This window comes from Pantoea sp. ARC270, assembly GCF_003236725.1.
GTDB lineage: Bacteria > Pseudomonadota > Gammaproteobacteria > Enterobacterales > Enterobacteriaceae > Pantoea > Pantoea anthophila.
In genome coordinates, this window is the sequence record NZ_PUGA01000061.1 from 1 (window position 1) to 17,424 (window position 17,424).

General features: G+C 54.8%; 13 protein-coding genes and 4 pseudogenes. 9 read left to right on the top strand and 8 right to left on the bottom strand.

Translation table 11 applies throughout. From position 1 onward, the window contains the following. Both CKF42_RS20235 and CKF42_RS20240 read left to right on the top strand, forming a co-directional pair. The coding region (locus CKF42_RS20235; RefSeq protein WP_199559897.1) for an HNH/ENDO VII family nuclease at nucleotides 1-2,081 on the top strand (2,081 nt) is incomplete at its 5' end. Between the two features lie 6 nt (nucleotides 2,082-2,087). After that, nucleotides 2,088-2,552 carry an SMI1/KNR4 family protein gene (locus CKF42_RS20240; protein WP_111209052.1) on the top strand — a complete coding sequence of 155 codons (465 nt, stop codon included), beginning with the start codon at nucleotides 2,088-2,090 and terminating at the stop codon, nucleotides 2,550-2,552. A 43-nt stretch (nucleotides 2,553-2,595) separates the two neighbouring features. Here the strand turns inward: CKF42_RS20240 and CKF42_RS21415 are convergent. Together CKF42_RS21415 and CKF42_RS21540 are read right to left on the bottom strand one after the other, a co-directional pair. Beyond that, nucleotides 2,596-2,751: pseudogene (locus CKF42_RS21415) on the bottom strand (SymE family type I addiction module toxin); the annotation flags it as partial. Nucleotides 2,752-2,804: 53 nt separating this feature from the next. Next, a pseudogene (locus CKF42_RS21540) lies at nucleotides 2,805-2,882 on the bottom strand (hypothetical protein); the annotation flags it as partial. Between the two features lie 134 nt (nucleotides 2,883-3,016). Here CKF42_RS21540 and CKF42_RS20255 point away from each other — a divergent pair. The 5 genes and pseudogenes from CKF42_RS20255 to CKF42_RS20275 all read left to right on the top strand — a co-directional run. Further along, nucleotides 3,017-4,375 (top strand): annotated as a pseudogene (locus CKF42_RS20255) (VENN motif pre-toxin domain-containing protein); the annotation flags it as partial. Then, entirely contained in the window at nucleotides 4,372-4,614 is a 243-nt protein-coding gene (locus CKF42_RS20260) for a hypothetical protein (protein ID WP_111209054.1), read from the top strand. The pseudogene CKF42_RS20255 and the gene CKF42_RS20260, both read left to right, overlap by 4 nt. Nucleotides 4,615-4,799: 185 nt before the next feature. Then, nucleotides 4,800-5,696, top strand: a pseudogene (locus CKF42_RS20265) (VENN motif pre-toxin domain-containing protein); the annotation flags it as partial. Then, on the top strand, nucleotides 5,693-5,947 hold the full coding sequence (locus CKF42_RS20270; RefSeq protein ID WP_111209056.1) for a hypothetical protein: 255 nt from the start codon (nucleotides 5,693-5,695) through the stop codon (nucleotides 5,945-5,947). The pseudogene CKF42_RS20265 and the gene CKF42_RS20270, both read left to right, overlap by 4 nt. Before the next feature lie 645 nt (nucleotides 5,948-6,592). After that, nucleotides 6,593-7,855 (top strand): glycosyltransferase family 9 protein, encoded by a 1,263-nt coding sequence (locus CKF42_RS20275; RefSeq protein ID WP_111209057.1) that lies wholly within the window; start codon nucleotides 6,593-6,595, stop codon nucleotides 7,853-7,855. A gap of 68 nt (nucleotides 7,856-7,923) precedes the next feature. Here CKF42_RS20275 and CKF42_RS20280 read toward each other — a convergent pair whose 3' ends face one another. From CKF42_RS20280 to fdnG, 5 genes are read right to left on the bottom strand one after another with little or no spacing between them, the layout of a single operon-like run. Continuing rightward, a complete protein-coding gene (locus CKF42_RS20280; RefSeq protein ID WP_058957167.1) occupies nucleotides 7,924-8,535 on the bottom strand; it encodes a glutathione S-transferase in 612 nt (203 codons plus the stop codon). A gap of 21 nt (nucleotides 8,536-8,556) precedes the next feature. Beyond that, nucleotides 8,557-9,480: a formate dehydrogenase accessory protein FdhE gene (gene fdhE, locus CKF42_RS20285; RefSeq protein WP_058957166.1), complete on the bottom strand. Its 924-nt coding sequence runs from the start codon at nucleotides 9,478-9,480 to the stop codon at nucleotides 8,557-8,559. Further along, nucleotides 9,480-10,121: a formate dehydrogenase cytochrome b556 subunit gene (fdoI, locus tag CKF42_RS20290; RefSeq protein ID WP_111209058.1), complete on the bottom strand. Its 642-nt coding sequence runs from the start codon at nucleotides 10,119-10,121 to the stop codon at nucleotides 9,480-9,482. Before fdoI ends, fdhE begins: the two co-directional genes overlap by 1 nt. Beyond that, nucleotides 10,121-11,020: a formate dehydrogenase subunit beta gene (fdxH, locus tag CKF42_RS20295; RefSeq protein WP_111209063.1), complete on the bottom strand. Its 900-nt coding sequence runs from the start codon at nucleotides 11,018-11,020 to the stop codon at nucleotides 10,121-10,123. Before fdxH ends, fdoI begins: the two co-directional genes overlap by 1 nt. Nucleotides 11,021-11,032: 12 nt before the next feature. Continuing rightward, on the bottom strand, nucleotides 11,033-14,083 hold the full coding sequence (fdnG, locus tag CKF42_RS20300; RefSeq protein ID WP_111209064.1) for a formate dehydrogenase-N subunit alpha: 3,051 nt from the start codon (nucleotides 14,081-14,083) through the stop codon (nucleotides 11,033-11,035). Nucleotides 14,084-14,477: 394 nt separating this feature from the next. Between fdnG and fdhD the strand changes: the two genes are divergently transcribed. Continuing rightward, nucleotides 14,478-15,302: a formate dehydrogenase accessory sulfurtransferase FdhD gene (gene fdhD, locus CKF42_RS20310; protein ID WP_111209060.1), complete on the top strand. Its 825-nt coding sequence runs from the start codon at nucleotides 14,478-14,480 to the stop codon at nucleotides 15,300-15,302. A 22-nt stretch (nucleotides 15,303-15,324) separates the two neighbouring features. On the opposite strand, the gene CKF42_RS20315 is transcribed toward fdhD, so the two are convergent. Further along, nucleotides 15,325-16,101 carry a DeoR/GlpR family DNA-binding transcription regulator gene (locus CKF42_RS20315; RefSeq protein WP_009088330.1) on the bottom strand — a complete coding sequence of 259 codons (777 nt, stop codon included), beginning with the start codon at nucleotides 16,099-16,101 and terminating at the stop codon, nucleotides 15,325-15,327. Between the two features lie 206 nt (nucleotides 16,102-16,307). Here CKF42_RS20315 and CKF42_RS20320 point away from each other — a divergent pair. Then, the coding region (locus CKF42_RS20320; RefSeq protein WP_111209061.1) for an aspartate aminotransferase family protein at nucleotides 16,308-17,424 on the top strand (1,117 nt) is incomplete at its 3' end.

Below are 17,424 nucleotides of genomic sequence, written 5' to 3' on the forward strand. Positions count from 1 at the left end.
ACACGACGCTCACGGGCGCGCAGGCAAACGGCAACAGCGTGAAGGTGGACGCGGGCCGCAACCTGACGCTGACCTCGGAGCAGGACAGCGACCGCTACGACGCGAAGCAACAGAGCGCCAGCGCGGGCGGCAGCTTCACCTTCGGCTCAATGACCGGGTCGGCGAACGTGAACGTGAGCCGGGACAAGATGCACAGCAACTGGCAGAGCGTGGCGGAGCAGACCGGGATTTATGCGGGTCAGGGCGGCTTTGACGTGACCGTGGGTGAGCACACGCAGCTGAACGGTGCGGTTATCGCGAGTACGGCAGATGCCAGCCTGAACAGGCTCGACACCGGAACGCTGGGGTTCAGCGACACAGAGAACCATGCGGAATATGAGGTGCAGCATCAGAGCGCAGGCATGAGCACCGGCGGCGGCATCGGCGGGAACTTTGCCGGTAACATGGCGAACGGGATGCTGGCGGGACTGAACGACAGCGGCAGCGCCGACTCGGTGACGAAGTCGGCGGTAAGCGAAGGCACACTCGTTATCCGTGATAAGGAAAAGCAGGTGCAGGACGTGGCGGACCTCAGCCGCGACGTCGAAAACGCGAATCCGGGTCTGGACGTCATCTTTGACAAGGAGAAGGAGCAGAACCGGCTGAAGGCGGCGCAGCTGATAGGCGAAATTGGGGCGCAGGCGGGAGATATCGCGCGGACGCAGGGCGAAATCATCGCGACCCGTGCCGCCAATGAGAAGATATCCGGTGTCTCGCAGGCCGACCGCGACAGGGCGCTGGCGGAGCTGAAAGCGAAGGATCCGACGAAGCAGTACAGCGAAAGTGACGTTAACACACAGGTTTACAGCAACTTTTACAATCAGGCGTTCGTTGACAGCGGGTTCGGGACCGGCGGTAAGGTGCAGCGTGCCATCAGCGCGGTGACGGCGGCGGTGCAGGGGCTGTCGGGCGGGAACGTGGCGCAGGCGATAAGCGGCGCGTCGGCACCTTACTTGGCCGAAAAGATACATGAGCTGACGACGGACGCGAAGGGTAACGTCAATACCGAAGCGAACCTGATGGCGCACGCGGTACTGGGTGCGGTAAGCTCGTATGCATCCGGCAACTTGGCGCTGGCAGGCGCATCGGGCGCGGCGATGGGCGAGTACATCGCGCAGCAGCTGTATCCAGGCGTTAAACGTAAAGACCTGAGCGAAGAGCAGCGGCAGACGATAAGTGCGCTGGGTACGCTGGCGGCGGGCCTGGCAGGCGGCGTAGTGGGAGACAGTTCGGCGGGTGTTGTGGCGGGCGCACAGGCGGGTAAGAATGCGCTGGAAAATAACGCACTAAGTGATATTGCGCAGGCGCAGTCTGAAGGTAAAACGCCGGAACAGAAGGCTGGTGAGTACGTTGAGGCCGAAAACGAGCGCTATAAAGAGGCCAACTGCGGCGGCATGAGCGCCGAAGCCTGCTCGGTGAAGATGTACACTGAACGGCGTGAAGCACTGAAAGATATGGCTTCGCTGGGCACTGACTTCGTGCCTGTTGTGGGTGATATCAAAAGCTTTGCGGAGGCGCAGTCGGCGCTGGATTATCTGGCGGCTGCGGCAGGGATTATCCCTGGCGCAGGTGATGCGGCCGGTAAAGTGATTAAGGCAGCGGAAGCGGCGCTGAAGAAAGGGGATGTTGCTGAAGCGTCGAAGCTGATTAATAAGGCCAGCGATAATGTTACTTCAGTAAATTATTTTGGTCAGGATCGTAAATACTGGAGCGCTGAGCCGGTTAATATTAACGGGAATAAGGTTTATCAAAGGAACGACTTGTTTGATCCTAATGCGGTTGACTCCAGAGGAAGATCAAATATTCAAAGAATGGAAAAAGGATTGGCTCCTTTAGATGCAAATGGTCAATCAGTAAACCTTCATCATATGTTGCAAAAGCAGGATGGCCCGATAGCAGAAGTTACTCAGAGTTTTCATAAGGATAATCATAGCATTATTCATATTAATGATAATAGTATACCTTCAGGTATTGATCGCAATGAATTTAATAAATGGCGTTCTGATTACTGGAAACAAAGATCAAATGATTTTAAAAAGTAGGTCAATATGAGCATCGATAACGTCAGGAAAGCTATCTCTATAATAAATCAGCACCAAGATGATGCTGATTTTGAGGGAATTAAAGAAGAAAGCTTGATTGCTCTTGCAGAAAAGACTCTTGGTGTTGAGTTCCCGGATAGCTATAGATTTTTCCTGCAAAATCTGGGCTGTGGTGATATAGCTGGGCAGGAATTTTATGGAATAATCAAAGCAGATTTTATTAACTCTGGTATACCTGATGCTATATGGTTAACTATAAAAGAACGACAAGAATCAAATCTATCTGAAAATTATGTGATTATAAATGCGACAGGCGATGGTGATTATGTTGTGTTGGACTGTAGCAAAGGTGGAAAAAATAAAGTTCTGCTATGGACTCCGGGAATAAAAGACCTAAAAGCTGCTTTTAAACCATATTATGATGATTTTGGAGATTTTTTTTACGATCAAATTGTTACTTCACTTAATTAATGAATCCCAGCCAACCGGATGGGATTTTAATGTTATCAATCAGTTATCCCTCATTCGCCAGTCGGATGATCAGCTGTCCCGGCCCGGTGATCACCTCGGTCTTCTGCCCGGTCGTAAAGCCCAGTGCTTCCAGCCATCGCCCCTTGATAGTGAGCTGTGGCAGCGGGTTCGGCTGGCCCCTGTTAGGCCGGTATCCGACACCTTAACTGGCTGCCCGGTCGCAAACCCCGCCTCTTCCAGCCATTGCCCTTTAAGGTTAAGGGTTGGACAGCGGCTGTAATAGGTGGGCGTATCATTACGGTCTGCGTGTCGGATGCTGGTAGATCCCACCTTCGTTGAGAATAACTGGCTGCACGTTAGTGAGAAGACGGGACTGGAGATAGCGAAGCAGAAACTCAACAGCAAAGACCCAGCAGAGCGCGAGCAGGCGCAGCAGCAGATAAATGCTCTTCGAAGGAAAATAGGCGCAGGACGCGGCAAAAGCAAATCCGGGTCTGGACGTTATTTTCGACAAGGAGAAGGAGCAGAACCGGCTGAAGGCGGCGCAACTCATTGGCGAAATCGGGGCGCAGGCGGGGGATATCGCGCGGACGCAGGGCCAGATAGCGGGCCTGAAGGCGCAGCAGGACCCGGCAGCACTGGCGGCTGCCAGGGAAGAGCTGGCAGGAAAAGGGAAGCTGAACCCGACGTCAGATGAGATAGCGAAGCAGGCTTACGACACGGCGATGAAGCCGTTCGGGACGGGTTCGTCCCTTCAGCAGGGCATCAGCGCGGCAACGGCGGCGGTGCAGGGGCTGTCGGGCGGAAACCTTGCGCAGGCGGTAAGCGGCGCGTCAGCACCGTATCTTGCGGAACAGATACACAAGCTGACGGAAGGCAACCCTGAAGCACAGGCGATGGCACACGCGGTACTGGGTGCGGTAACCTCATATGCATCCGGCAACAGCGCACTAGCGGGTGCAGCGGGCGGGGTCAGCGGCGAACTGATGGCGCAGCTTGTTATGAAGCAGCTGTATCCGGGGAAAACGGTCAGCGAACTGAGCGAGACGGAGAAACAGCAAATCAGCGCCCTTGGGACGCTGGCAGCGGGTCTGGCAGGCGGCGTAGTTGGGAACAGCACGGCGGATGCGGTGGCGGGTGCGCAGGCGGGTAAGAACGCGGTTGAGAATAACCTGCTGGGTGGCAGTGAAGAGTCACAGGCTGCGTGGATACGTCAGCATGGTGTCGATATGGCGAGCTGTTCTGATAATCCTGCCGGAAGCGCATGTCAGAAAGCAAAAAATGAACATGATGCGGTAGGGTTAGCGCTGGCTACAGGCAGTGTTGCTCTCCTGCCTGGTGGTGCTCAGACTATGTGGGGGCTTGGTGCTGGCGCTAATGCGGGGATTAGCTACTGGGCGGATGGAGCAATTGATCCAGCTAATGCGGCTATTGCAGGCTGGGTGAACGTTATCAGTATGGGCAATGGCCTTGCGAGTACAGTCGGCTGGAATGCCGCAGGTGGTGCGCTGGGTAATTGGATTGATGACAAAGACCCACTGTCTGGTGCGCTCATCAATGGTGCTGGTTCTGGTATCGGCTATGGCATTGGTAAAGGGCTCTCATGGGGAGTGAATGCCGGGACAAACTGGTGGAAAGGTGGTTGGGATCCGAAGTTTAATCCGACTTTGCAAAAGTATACTGAGATTAAAGGCGATTTTGGCATATCAAAAGAAGTAACACCCAGTAACATTCCTGGCAGTTTTGGCGACATTGGAGCGTCTTTCTCTTCCGAGTATGGAGGGAAAAAACTCGAACCAATCATTGAGAATAAATTGAAATGAAAATCTTCAATGAGAAAATATTAAATCTGCTGATTCTATTTATCGGTTGTATGCTGGGGATTGTGGTTAGTTTCCTGTGTATAGCCTTGTCTATAGACATTTTAGTTTGGATGCTAACAGGATCTTTCGATTTGACAAAAGCCGATATACTTAAAATCATTAAAATTGGTTTTGTGATTGGTACTTTCACTGGTGTTGTTTTTGTTATTGCCAGGCTATTTAAACTAAAAGGATTTTAGAGTAAAGATAGGATAAAATTTCATCCACAGAGTTGGGATTGTTGTTGAGAATAACTACCTTAGCTACGACGAGGCTCATGCTTTTGACAGAGAAATGACTGCCTGTCGTAAAGCCGGCCGTGAATGCGGAGATATTCAGAACAAGTATGCTGTAATAAGTGCTGATAACCGACTGAAATTGCATATACGCATCCGGCAACTCAGCGCTGGCGGGTGCAGCCGGAGCGGTCAGCGGTGAGCTGATGGCGAAGCTGGTGATCAACCTGCTGTATCCGGGCAAAGCGGTCGGTGACCTGAGCGAGACGGAGAAACAGCAAATCAGCGCCCTTGGGACGCTGGCAGCGGGTCTGGCAGGCGGCGTAGTTGGGAACAGCACGGCGGATGCGGTGGCGGGTGCGCAGGCGGGACAGAACGCGGTCAACAACAATCTGTTTGGTGGTAACGAAGAGGCACAGGCAGAAAAAGCCAGGGAGCATGGTGCTGATGTTCTCGCCTGTAGTGATAATCCTTCCGGTGAAGCTTGTAAGCGCGGCCTGGCGGAAAATAAAGCCTATGCGGCTGCACTGGCTATGGGCGGAGTGGCATCTTTAACCACTTCTGCCCAAGCTATGTGGGCGCTGGGAGCAGGTGCTAATGCCGGGATGCAGTATATTGATAATGGTGTGATTAATCCGGTTAATTCTGTGATAGCTGGCTGGGCAAATGTTCTTACCATCGGAAATGGCCTGACCGGGACAGTTATCTGGAATGCCGCCGGAGGCGCTTTAACCAATCAGATAAATGGCGATGATCCACTAACTGGTGCTATTACAAATGGATTTGGTGCGGGAGCTGGATATGGGGTTGGCAATTATATTGTGAAGCCGATTACAAATACTGCCGGTAAATTGATTACCGGAGGCTGGGATCCCAAGTTTAATCCTGAACTACTGAGATACACTGAGATTAAGGGACAGCTGGGGATCTCAAAGGAAATGTTGCCGAGTCAGATTCCCGGAGCGCCAGGAAACGTTACCGGCTCCTTAAGTTCCGAATATGGCAGTTCTGAGGCTCAGAAGATTATTGATAAGGTCAGCAAATGAATCTCCAGCATGATGTTTTAAAAAGAGAGCTTATTCTAAGTTTTTGCATATTCTTTATCTGCTTAATCTCCGTAATTATCGCTGGATTATTAGTAAAACTCTTTTTTGTCACAATCTTGTGGGTTTTAACAGACGAGTTTGGATTGACATGGAATGAAGTTTTACGAGGAGTGAAAATCGGTGGTGTCGGAGGGGCTATATTAGGCGCTGGAATAGTGTTGTTCCGCCTATTTAAAGTGAAAGGCTTTTAACTTCCACTGAGAAGATCCCGACCACACAGCGCCGGGATTTTTTTATCTGTCGAGCATGCCTCAGCCAGCCGGATGATCAACTATCCCAGCCCGGCGATCACATCGTTATACTCTTCCTTTGCAGTTTTCTACTGTTCAAATATACATCGTCTGCTTTGTAAACTCGCCGAAAGCTTCGGAAAAGATTGCGAGGCATCTCTGAAAAACGGATTTTTTCCGATGGTTAATACTATCTCCAAAAGCGTTTATCCCACTGCTATGAACGAAATAAGCATGCAGTTAATAAAGGTCATGGCTTCTCAATTTTTTAACTAATCCTCTTTAATTAAATAATTAATTACAGTTCAGCATGGGCAATTTGTAAGTGAAATGCTTATATATGGTAACCTGAATTGCCATATCGTAACGTATGATGCACTAAAGTGTATTTGATTAAACGTTGACAGGTATCTGTATCAAAATCCTAACCAGCGATGTTAGATGAATGATGATTCTACGAAATAAATAAGGGTTATTATATGGTCTAAGTGTTTTCGGGTGTTGTAGAATTACAAGCTTAATGGAAAGTTTATATAAAAAATAGCTGCTCATTTATGATGTTTGGGTATCATGAAAATGATGTACTCAGGAAGCAGGAAGGGTGAAATGAATAAGGATGTGAGGATCACCGTATTAAAGGGACCATTCAAAAAAATACGGGAGTGGAACCGAAGAAAAAATTACTCTCTCAAAGAGGTGAAGCTCAAAGTAAGAATCGCAATTGCAAAGCTTCTGTGGGATAAACGGACAAAAGTCACCTTTAACCCAGACTCTGTGAAAACCATATTGCTTGTTCGAAATGAAGGCAAAGTGGGTGATATCATCGTTTCGACTCCACTCATCAGGTTGCTTCATCAGGCTGGCTATGCAGTTGATGTGCTGGTAAATGAAGCCTGTTACGACGTAATAAAATATAACCCTTTTATCAGACATGTTTATAAGGCGAGAAATTGCAGTTATAACCATTACCTGAAGTCTTTGAATCACAACGTTTCAAGGGCAACGATAAAGATGCTAAATAGAAATGAATATGATCTAATTATTGATCCTTGTTTATCCGAAACGCCGGTGCATCGGATGAAACTGTTTAATGATATCAATGCGAGGTTCGTTATTGGGTTAAATAAAAAATCTGATATGGGCCATTACACCGTTTCAGTACCTTTTAAAAATGAAAAACAGCATGTTACAGAATTATTGTCTTTGTTCTGCATAATGATTGGCGTTAAAGCTACAGGCAGCGTCGATTATATTTTATATTTTCCTGATGGCGTGCTTAATGAGGTAAAAGACTTTCTAAAACCATGGAAAAATAAGAAAAAGATTATTATTAATGCCTTTGCAGGTACCCCAGAAAGAAGCTTCTCACAACAGCAATTGCTGGATCTTATTCATCTGGTTAATAATAAAGGTAAAGAAATAAAGTTAATCGTTCTGGATCATCGTAACGAATTATTAGTGCCGCTCCCTGATGGTGTTATAAAAAATCCCTTTTGTACATTGCATCATGTGATGGCATTGATCAAAGAATCGGATGTGGTCATAACACCTGATACTTCGATAGTACATATCTCTGCTGCGTGGAAAAAACCACTCATCGCCGTTTATAAAAACTTACCTAACAATAATATGTGGGCACCAGGGTATGAAAACGCAAGCCACCTTATTGTTCATGATGATAAAACCTCTGATGCTGATAATATTCCGGAGCGTATTTTAAACGAGATTGTCCGCAGGAATTTACTGGACAGGCATGAGATGAAAATCCAGAACCCAGTATCGGTGACCGAGTTGAAAGAACCTGTTAGTAAGTACGGTTATCATGTTCCCGAGCGCTCTATCGCCTCCTCTGATCAGCTCTGCTGCTGACCAGCAGATAAAATGTTCTACTGTGCCAGACACCATTGCCACTCTTAATAGGTCTGGCTACAGCACCCTCACGCCGCAGGCGGCGTTGTCATTGCAAAGCTCTCACGCTGAAACAGCGTTTCCGCCAGCTTCACCAGTGCCGGACGCTCAACACACCAGTTAGGCACCACGCGGCGGAAATTGAGATAGCCAATCATACAGCCGGTGGCGATGTCCGCCAGATTGAGCTGACCGTTGTTGAGCCATTTTCCCTCTGCGGCTTTCGCTTCCAGCATGTCGAGGCTGCGCTGAATCTTTTCCCGATTGCGCACCAGCACCTCCTCTGACTGCAAATCCCCCGGCCGCAGCTGCTCGCGCACGATCACCAGCGCGGCATCGCAGATGCCATCCGCCAGCTTCTCCAGCTGACGGATGTTAAGCGACGCAAGCGGATCAGCAGGCAGCAGGGCAGGCTCTGCCCCGCGCAGTTCCAGAAATTCCGCGATGATGCTGGAGTCGAACCAGATTTGCTTATCGTCAGCGACCAGCGCCGGGACTTTGCCCAGCGGATTGTAGTGCGGTACGTGGCTGTCATCGCTGTAGGGCGAGGCGTTGACGAATTCAAACGTAATGCCTTTTTCCAGCATGATAATCGAAATCTTACGCACAAACGGGCTGGTATAGCTGCCAATCAGTTTCATCGGGTTCTCCGGATTCATCGCCTATTCGCCAGGAAACATAAAGGGGTTGAGACTGCTGCGAGCAAAACCTTCCTGCTCCATCCGGGCATCCAGTATCAGCGACGCCAGATCGTCGGCCACCGGTTCGATGGCCGGATCTTTCTCCTGATAGAGCATCTTCAGGTAGGTGCCACAGTCGCCGCAGCTCTCTGCCTTCACCGCCGCCAGCTCGCTGTTGAGCGACCAGTAGTGCAGATCGCGGGACTGCTCGCACTGGGTACACTTACTGCGTACCACATGCCATTCACTTTCGCACAGATTACAGTGCAGGTAACGCGCGCCTTCATCACTGCCCATATGGACCACGCTGGCGACCGGCATACTGGCGCACACCGGACAGAACTGCCGCTGATCGCCCATCTCCGCCCGCGCTTTGCCCGGGATCAGGGCCGCCATCTGCGCCCAGTAGAGCGAGAGCGCCGCCCAGATAAAGGGCGCTCTGTCGCTGCTGACCTGCGCATAATCGCCGGTAAACAGCGCACTGGCCAGCGTCTCCAGCTCGGTGGCGGAGGCTTTTTCCAGATTCTCCAGCACCGCCAGCGCCTGACCGCTCATCTCCGGCTTCAGTTCGGCAATCAGCGAGTGCAGCAGCCGCTGCCAGTGCGGATCGCGCGGCAGGGTGTGGATGTTCAGCGGCGGCTTACCCTCGCTGGCGCTCTGCGTCAGTCGGGCATGCAGATCGATATGCAGCGGGTGGTCATACAGCACAATCTCCTGCGCTTCGGCGATCGTTGCCGCAAAGCGCAGATAGTCGCCGAGTGGATTTTTCGCCGCCAGGTCGCGCAGTCGCGCAGCACGACGGCTGTATAAATTTTTCAGCCGTGGAAAAAGTAACGGCGGAATCCTCTCCGCCGTGTTCTTTTCGCCTTTCTCCAGCTGATCTTGCGGGATTATGCGAATACTCATCAGGGGCGTTTATCCTGTTTTTCTGGCAGTTTACGCTGCTCACGAAACCAGCGGGGATGGTGATGTCTGGCCCAGTCGGCGCTGACCCAGCCCTCAACCATCGCGGTCAGTGTGCCTTTGACCCACAGTGCAGCATAAACATGCACCATGATGACGATGATCAGTACCACTGCTGACACCGAATGCACCACCAGTGCCAGACGAATCAGCGGAATGGCGAAGGCATCAGCAAAGTAAGGTCGCCAGATCACAATGCCGCTGGCAAGCAGCAGGACTAAGCTGATGATAGCAGCCCAGAACACACACTTCTGACCAAAGTTATATTTACCGGTATCACCCACCTCTTCATTGCGTGCAATCCGGTGAATATTTCTGGCCCAGCAGAGGTCATCACGATTGATCAGGTTCTCTTTCCAGTAGCGCAAAAACATCAGCATAAAAGCGGCAAACATCACCACACCGGTGAAAGGATGCAGAATACGCGCCAGTTGTGGCGTGCCGAATATCTGCATCAGCCAGTTGAAGGAGGGAAAGAAAAAACCCAGACCGCTTAAGGCCGTGATGACAAAGCAGATTGCGACGATCCAGTGATTAATGCGTTCCGGTGCGCGGTAGCGCACCAGACGATCGGGCTTGTTCATTATTTATCCTCCCTTTGCTGATCGTCGTCACTGTCGTGTGCGTCGGTGACGCGATTCGGACCGACGCCGACATAGTGGAAAATTGATGCGGCGAACGTGGCGGCAAAACCCACCGCCGCCAGCGGTTTCCAGATCCCCTTCCAGAAGGTCACGGTGGGGCTGATGCCCGGATTCGCCGGCAGGCCGTGATAGCGCTGGGGCTTGTCAGCATGATGCAGCACATACATCACATGGGTGCCGCCCACGCCTTCCGGGTTGTAGAGACCCGCCTGCGCAAAGCCGCGTGACTTCAGCTCTGTTACGCGCTCCTCCGCCAGCGTCAGCATGTCGCTTTTGCTGCCGAAATGAATGGCACCGGTCGGACAGGTCTTCACACAGGCGGGTTCCTGGCCGACGCTGACGCGGTCCACGCACAGGGTGCATTTATAGGCGCGGTTATCCTCTTTATTGATGCGGGGCACGTTGAAGGGACAGCCCGCGATGCAGTAGCCGCAGCCAATGCACTGCTCAGACTGAAAATCGACGATGCCGTTAGCGTACTGGATGATGGCGCCTGCTGACGGACAGGCCTTCAGGCAGCCGGGATCGGCGCAGTGCATGCAGCCATCTTTACGGATCAGCCAGGCGAGCCTGCCGTTCTCTTCCACTTCTGAAAAGCGCATCACTGTCCAGGATTTGGCGCTCAGATCGGTGGGGTTGTCATAGACCCCGATGTTGTGACCGACCTCATCGCGGATGTCGTTCCATTCGGAGCAGGCAACCTGGCAGCCTTTGCAGCCAATACAGGTGGTGACGTCAATAAGCTTCGCCACTTCGCGCTGGTGATCGCGCGCCTGCGGCGGCGGGGTAAAGCCACTGGTCGCAGAGCGACGGATAATATCTTGTGATTGATAAGCCATGGTCATCCACCGTTACGCTTTTTCGACTTTCACTAAAAATCCCTTGTACTCCGGGGTCTGCGAGTTGGCGTCGCCAACGGAAGGCGTCAGCGTATTGGCGAGGAAGCCCTTACGCGTGGTGCCCTCAAAGCCCCAGTGACAGGGAATACCCACGGTATCCACCGGCCTGCCGTCAATCATCAGGCGCGGGAGACGGCGGGTAACCACCGCTTTGGCCTCGATATAACCCCGGCGTGACGAGACTCTGACGCTGTCACCGGCCTGAATGCCTTTCTCCTCCGCCAGTTCGGTGCCGATTTCGACAAACTGCTCCGGCTGCGCAATGGCGTTCAGCTGGGCGTGCTTGGTCCAGTGGCGGAACAGCTCAGTGATGGAGTAGGTGGTGGCGACGCAGGGATAGTCAGCGACCTCGCCCAGCTGTGCGACGTCACTGCTGAAGAGACGAACGACCGGGCTGTGACGCTGCTGCGGATGCAGGGGGTTGTCGGCGAGGGGACTCTCCATCGGCTCATAGTGTTCCGGGAACGGGCCATCCGCCATTTTATCCAGCGCAAACAGGTGACCCATGCCGTCGGGCTGCATGATAAACGGCCCGGCCTGCTGCTGAGGTGGCAGCGTGACCGGATAGTCCGGCACATCGATGCCGTGCCAGCGTGCGCCGTCCCACTCAATCAGGCGGCGCTGCGGATCCCAGGCTTTACCCTGCGCATCCGCAGAGGCGCGGTTGTAGAGAATGCGGCGGTTGGCCGGCCATGACCAGGCCCAGCCGGAGACCGCGCCCAGCCCGGAGGGATCGGCATTGTCGCGCCGCGCCATCTGGTTACCGTCCGGCGTCCAGCTGCCGCTGTAGATCCAGCAGGCGCTGGCGGTGGTGCCATCGTTACGCAGCTCTGAAAAGCTGTTGAGCTGCTGACCTTTTTTCAGCAGCAGCCTGCCACTGGCGTCATAAATATCGGCCAGCGCCTGGCCGTTGCTCTCCTGCGCCACCTCTTCCGGCTCAGGATTGAACGGATCGCGGTAGTCCCAGCGCATGGCCATCAGCGGCTCAGGGTTTGCACCGCCTTCGAGACGATAAAGTTCGCGCAGCCGCATAAACAGATTGCCGAGAATTTTTCCGTCGTGCAGCGCTTCTCCGGGCGGCTCGGCGGCAGCCCAGTGCCACTGCAGCCAGCGTGACGAGTTTGCGACCGAGCCCGACTCTTCCGCGAAGCAGGAGGAGGGCAGGCGGAACACTTCGGTCTGGATTTGCGCCGGGTCGACGTCGTTGAACGCGTCGTGATGTTGCCAGAAGCTGGCGGTTTCCGTGCTGAGCGGATCGATCACCACCATAAACTTCAGCCGGGAAAGGGCTCGCACCGCCTTATTTTTGTCCGGGAAGGCGGCCAGCAGGTTAAAGCCCTGAATCAGACAGCCATTCAGCGCGCCCTGTTCCATCATCTCCGCCTGCGCCATGCAGTCGTAACTTTTGTCCCATTTCGGCAGCCAGTCGTAGCCCCACTGGTTTTCCGCCGTGGCCTTATCGCCGTAGAAACTCTTCATCAGGCTGACAAAAAATTTGTCGGTGTTCTGCCAGTAGTTGACCTGCCCCGGCAGAGGCGCAACCGGCGTGGCCTTCTCCAGCCAGCTGGCCAGTGTGGTCATCTTCTCGGAGGGCAGCGGCAGATAGCCCGGCAGACTCTGTGACAGCAGGCCGAGATCGGTAAACCCCTGCACATTGGAGTGACCACGCAGCGCATTGATGCCGCCACCCGGCATACCGATATTGCCCAGCAGCAGCTGGATCATCGCCGCCGTGCGGATAATCTGCGAGCCGTTAGTGTGGTGGGTCCAGCCCAGCGCATAGAGGATGGTGGCGGTGCGATTCGGCACGCAGGTCGACGCGAGCTGTTCGCACACCGCGATAAAAGCGTCCTGCGATGTGCCGCACATCCGTGTGACCATCTCCGGCGTATAACGGCTGGCATGGGTTTTCAGCAGATTCAGCACGCAGCGTGGATGAGTGAAGCTCTCATCCCGTCGTGCATGGCCGTTTTCATCCAGCTCATAGTGCCAGCTCTGGCGATCGTACTGACGGGTGTCGGCATCATAGCCGCTGAACAGACCGTCGCTGAAGCTGAAGCCGTCGCTGACAATCAGGGCCGCGTTGGTGAAGGCGCGAACATACTCCTGCTGGATCAGGTTGTGCTGCAGCAGATAGTTAATCACCCCCATCAGGAACACGACGTCGCTGCCCGCCCGCACGGGCGCGTAAAAATCGGCAACGGCGGCAGAGCGGTTAAAGCGCGGATCGACCACAATGACCTGCGCCTTGTTCCGGGTTTTCGCTTCAATGACCCATTTAAAGCCGACCGGATGCGCCTCGGCTGGGTTGCCGCCCATGATCATCACCACATTGGCATTTTTGATGTCATTCCAGTTGTTGGTCATGGCTCCGCGACCAAAGCTGGGGGCCAGCGCCGCCACGGTCGGGCCGTGACAGAGACGCGCCTGGTTCTCCAGCGCCAGAATGCCCAGCGAACGGGCAAACTTCTGGTCGAGCAGGCCGGTCTCATTACTGGCGGCGGAGGAGCAGAGCATGGAGGTGGTTGGCCAGCGGTTTACCGTGACCCCTGCGGCGTTGGTGGTCTGGAAGTGGGCATCGCGATCCTGCTTCATCAGGCGGGCAATACGATCAAATGCCTCCTCCCAGCTGATGCGCTGCCATGTGTCAGAGCCCGGTGCACGGTATTCCGGGTACTTCAGCCGCTGCTCGCTGTGAATAAAGTCGATCACGCCCGCGCCTTTGGGGCAGAGCGATCCGCGACTGACCGGATGGTCCGGGTCGCCTTCAATGTGGTAAATCGAGGCACTGGCATTTTTAGCGCCATCCCCCAGGCTGTAGATCAGCATGCCGCAGCCGACGGAACAGTAGGTGCAGTTATTCCGTGTCTCTCTGGCGCGAATGAGCTTGAACTCCCGGACACTGGCTAAGGCTGTGGTGGGGGCAAAACCGAGCAACGCCGCGCTGGTTCCCGCCAGTCCGCCCGCACAGATCTTAAAAAAACTCCGTCTGTTAATTTGCATGTTATCGTTCTTCTTTTCCGGCTCCATTGCGAAGCCCTGCAAAATAACAGCCCTGATTGCCTGTAAGTTGACCAGGGTCAACAGGTTAGCGATTAGTAATTCTTTTTCTAAATTTTGTTAAAAACCTGCGGCGGGAGAGCGGCATTGCAAGTCCATTTTCAGCATCAGCCGCGGATGGCGGGGGTGATTTGCTCCCGGATGTTAATGCCGGAGCCGTGCCCCTTCTCATTTTGCACACCCGCGGCCGTGGCCGCGCCCCTGGCACACCTGAAACCGCATGAATTGCCCCGCTGTTTATTTGCGCTGTGCCGGGCCTGCAGGCAAAATCAGACGATGTCAGCCCCTCGCCGTGCAGCCGCACCGGCAATTATTTATTAACAACAGGTCCTATTTTTTGAAAGCTATCCAGCCTGACTCAGGCGAAGATTTAACAATTCAGGCCGGCGTCAGCACAGCGCAGGTCTGGCAGCGTGCCGATCTGATGACGGCTCAGCCTGACTGGCTGGCGGATGAGGTGCCGGTGGCGCTGGTCTATAACGGCATCTCTCACGTGGTGATGATGACCACCCCCAAAGACCTGGAGGCGTTCGCGCTGGGTTTTTCGCTGTCAGAGGGCATTATCGACGCGCCAGGCGATATTTTCGGCATGGACATCGTGCCGGGCTGTCACGGTATTGAAGTCCAGATTGAGCTTTCCAGCCGCCGCTTTATGGCGCTGAAAGCGCAGCGCCGTGCGCTGGCGGGCCGGACCGGCTGTGGCGTGTGTGGCGTTGAACAGCTGGATCAGATCGGCAAGCCGCTGTCGCCGTTACCCTTTACCCAGACCTTTGCGCTGGATCAGCTCGATCGGGCGCTGGGACAGCTGAAAGAGTTTCAGCCTGTCGGACAGAAAACCGGCTGCACCCATGCGGCGGCGTGGATCCAGCCCGATGGTCAGCTGGCCGGCGGCTGTGAAGATGTGGGTCGCCATGTGGCACTCGATAAGCTACTGGGCTATCGCAGCCAGGCCGCGTGGGGGCCGGGGGCGCTGCTGGTCTCCAGCCGCGCCAGCTATGAGATGGTGCAGAAGTCCGCCATGTGCGGCGTCGAGATCCTGTTCGCCGTCTCTGCCGCGACCCGTCTGGCGGTTGAGGTGGCTGAGCGCTGCAACCTGACGCTGGTCGGCTTCAGCAAGCCGGGCCGGGCCACGGTCTACAGCCACCCGCAGCGGCTGCGTTAAATTACCTGCCGTTGCCGCTTCGCTAGACCACGATCAACCGGGGCAGCGCCTGCTGCAACGCATCCAGTTCGGCACCGTTATCCCCGCCGCTGTCGGTAATCAGCAGGCTGATCGCCTGCGGCGGCGCGTAGATTGTCCGGCTGACCACGCCCAGCTTGGTGTGATCGGCCAGCAGATAGCAGGCGGCGGATTGCTGAACCATTGCCCGGGCGATGGCCGCTTCATGCGGATGAAAACTGCTGGCACCACAATCGGCCTCAATGCCAACCGGCGACAGCAGCGCCACATCGGCGCGGTAGCGGATGATTTCGCCCACGGTGATCTCACCGCGCGTCTGTTGCGCCCCGGCGGACATATTCCCGCCCAGCAAAATAATCTGATTATTCAGAGGCTGGTCTTCCTCTCCGGCGCTCAGCGCCAGCGCGGCCTGCAGGCTGTTGGTCACGATCGTCAGGCCGGACAGGGCGTGCAGCTCTTCTGCCAGCAGCGTGGTGGTACTGCCCGCATCAAGGAACAGCGTCTGTCCGGGCTGCAGCAGCTGCGCGGCGGCGCGGGCGATCGCGCGCTTCTCCCGGGTCTGCGTACTGCGACGTTCCGTCAGCGGCGGCTCTGCCGAGGGTTCTATCGCCACCAGTCCGCCATGGACGCGGCGCGCCAGCCCCAGCGCTTCCAGCTCGATGATATCGCGGCGCGCGGTTTCGCGTGAGACCCCCAGCTCCCTGATGATGCGCTCGGTACTGACCTGATTGAGTCGGGTCAGCAGGGCGCGGATGCGATGAAGGCGCGTTTCCTGCAGCATAGCGGTTTCCTTTTTAAGCGCGAAGAGCACGGATAATACGCCAGTGAGGCGCAGGAGTCCGTCTGAATCAGGCATCAGCTTAACGCGGCGATCTCCCTGCGTCATGTGTATTTTGTTGTATTTGTGTATTTGGTTGCATTTTATTTTCAGGCAGGCATGATGGAGGGGTCTGATCTTCCTCCTTCATCCTTGTCACGGGAGTCATTATGGCCACGCGTTCCACCATTATGGATACCAACAGTTTTCGTGCCGAACATGCCGATGCGCTGGACAGCGACACGCGCAAACTGACCGATAAACGCAGCAAAGTGCTTGGCGAATCCTATCGTCTGTTCTATCGCAAACCGGTTCATCTGGTGCGGGGTGAAGGGCAATACCTGTGGGATGCCGCAGGTGATAAATATCTCGATGTGTATAACAACGTGGCGAGCATCGGCCACTGCCATCCGGCGGTGATCGAGGCGGTGACGCAGCAGATGAAAATGCTGAACACCCACACCCGTTACCTGCATGAAAATATCCTCGATTACAGTGAAGCGCTGCTGGCGACCACACCTGCGGCGATCGATCGTGCGATGTATATGTGCACCGGCTCGGAAGCGAATGACCTGGCAATCCGCGTCGCGCGCGCCTTCAGCGGCGGCACCGGCATCATTGTCAGCAAGGAGGCCTATCACGGCACCAGTGAGCTGACCTCCGGTGCGTCGCCGGCGCTGGGCAGCGGACAGCCGCTGGCCCCCACCACACGGCTGGTGATGCCGCCGGATGCCTACCGGGTGGATGCGCCCGACCTTGGCGACTGGTTCGCTGACCAGATTCAGCAGCAGATCGATGACATGGCGGCGCACGGCATTAAATTTGCCGGTTTCCTGGCGGACTCGATTTTCTCCTCGGACGGTGTACTGCCCAATCCGCGCGGCTTCCTGAAAAAAGCGGTCGATGTGGTGCACGCCAACGGCGGGATCTTTATTGCCGATGAAGTCCAGCCTGGCTTTGGCCGCACCGGCGACGCCTTCTGGGGCTTTGGCCGCCACGATGTCGTGCCCGATCTCATTACCACCGGCAAGCCAATGGGCAATGGCATCCCCGTTTCCGGGCTGCTGGCAAAAAGTGATGTGCTGGCCGCCTTCAGCGACTCGATTCCTTACTTCAACACCTTTGGCGGCAATCCGGTCGCCATGGCCGCGGCGCAGGCTGTGCTGAAGGTGATCACCGAAGAGGGGCTGCAGGAACACAGCCGGGTCGTCGGCGCGAAGCTGCTGGCTGAGCTGAAAACCCTGATGGATCGTTATGAGTGCGTAGGGGATGTGCGCGGTGCCGGAC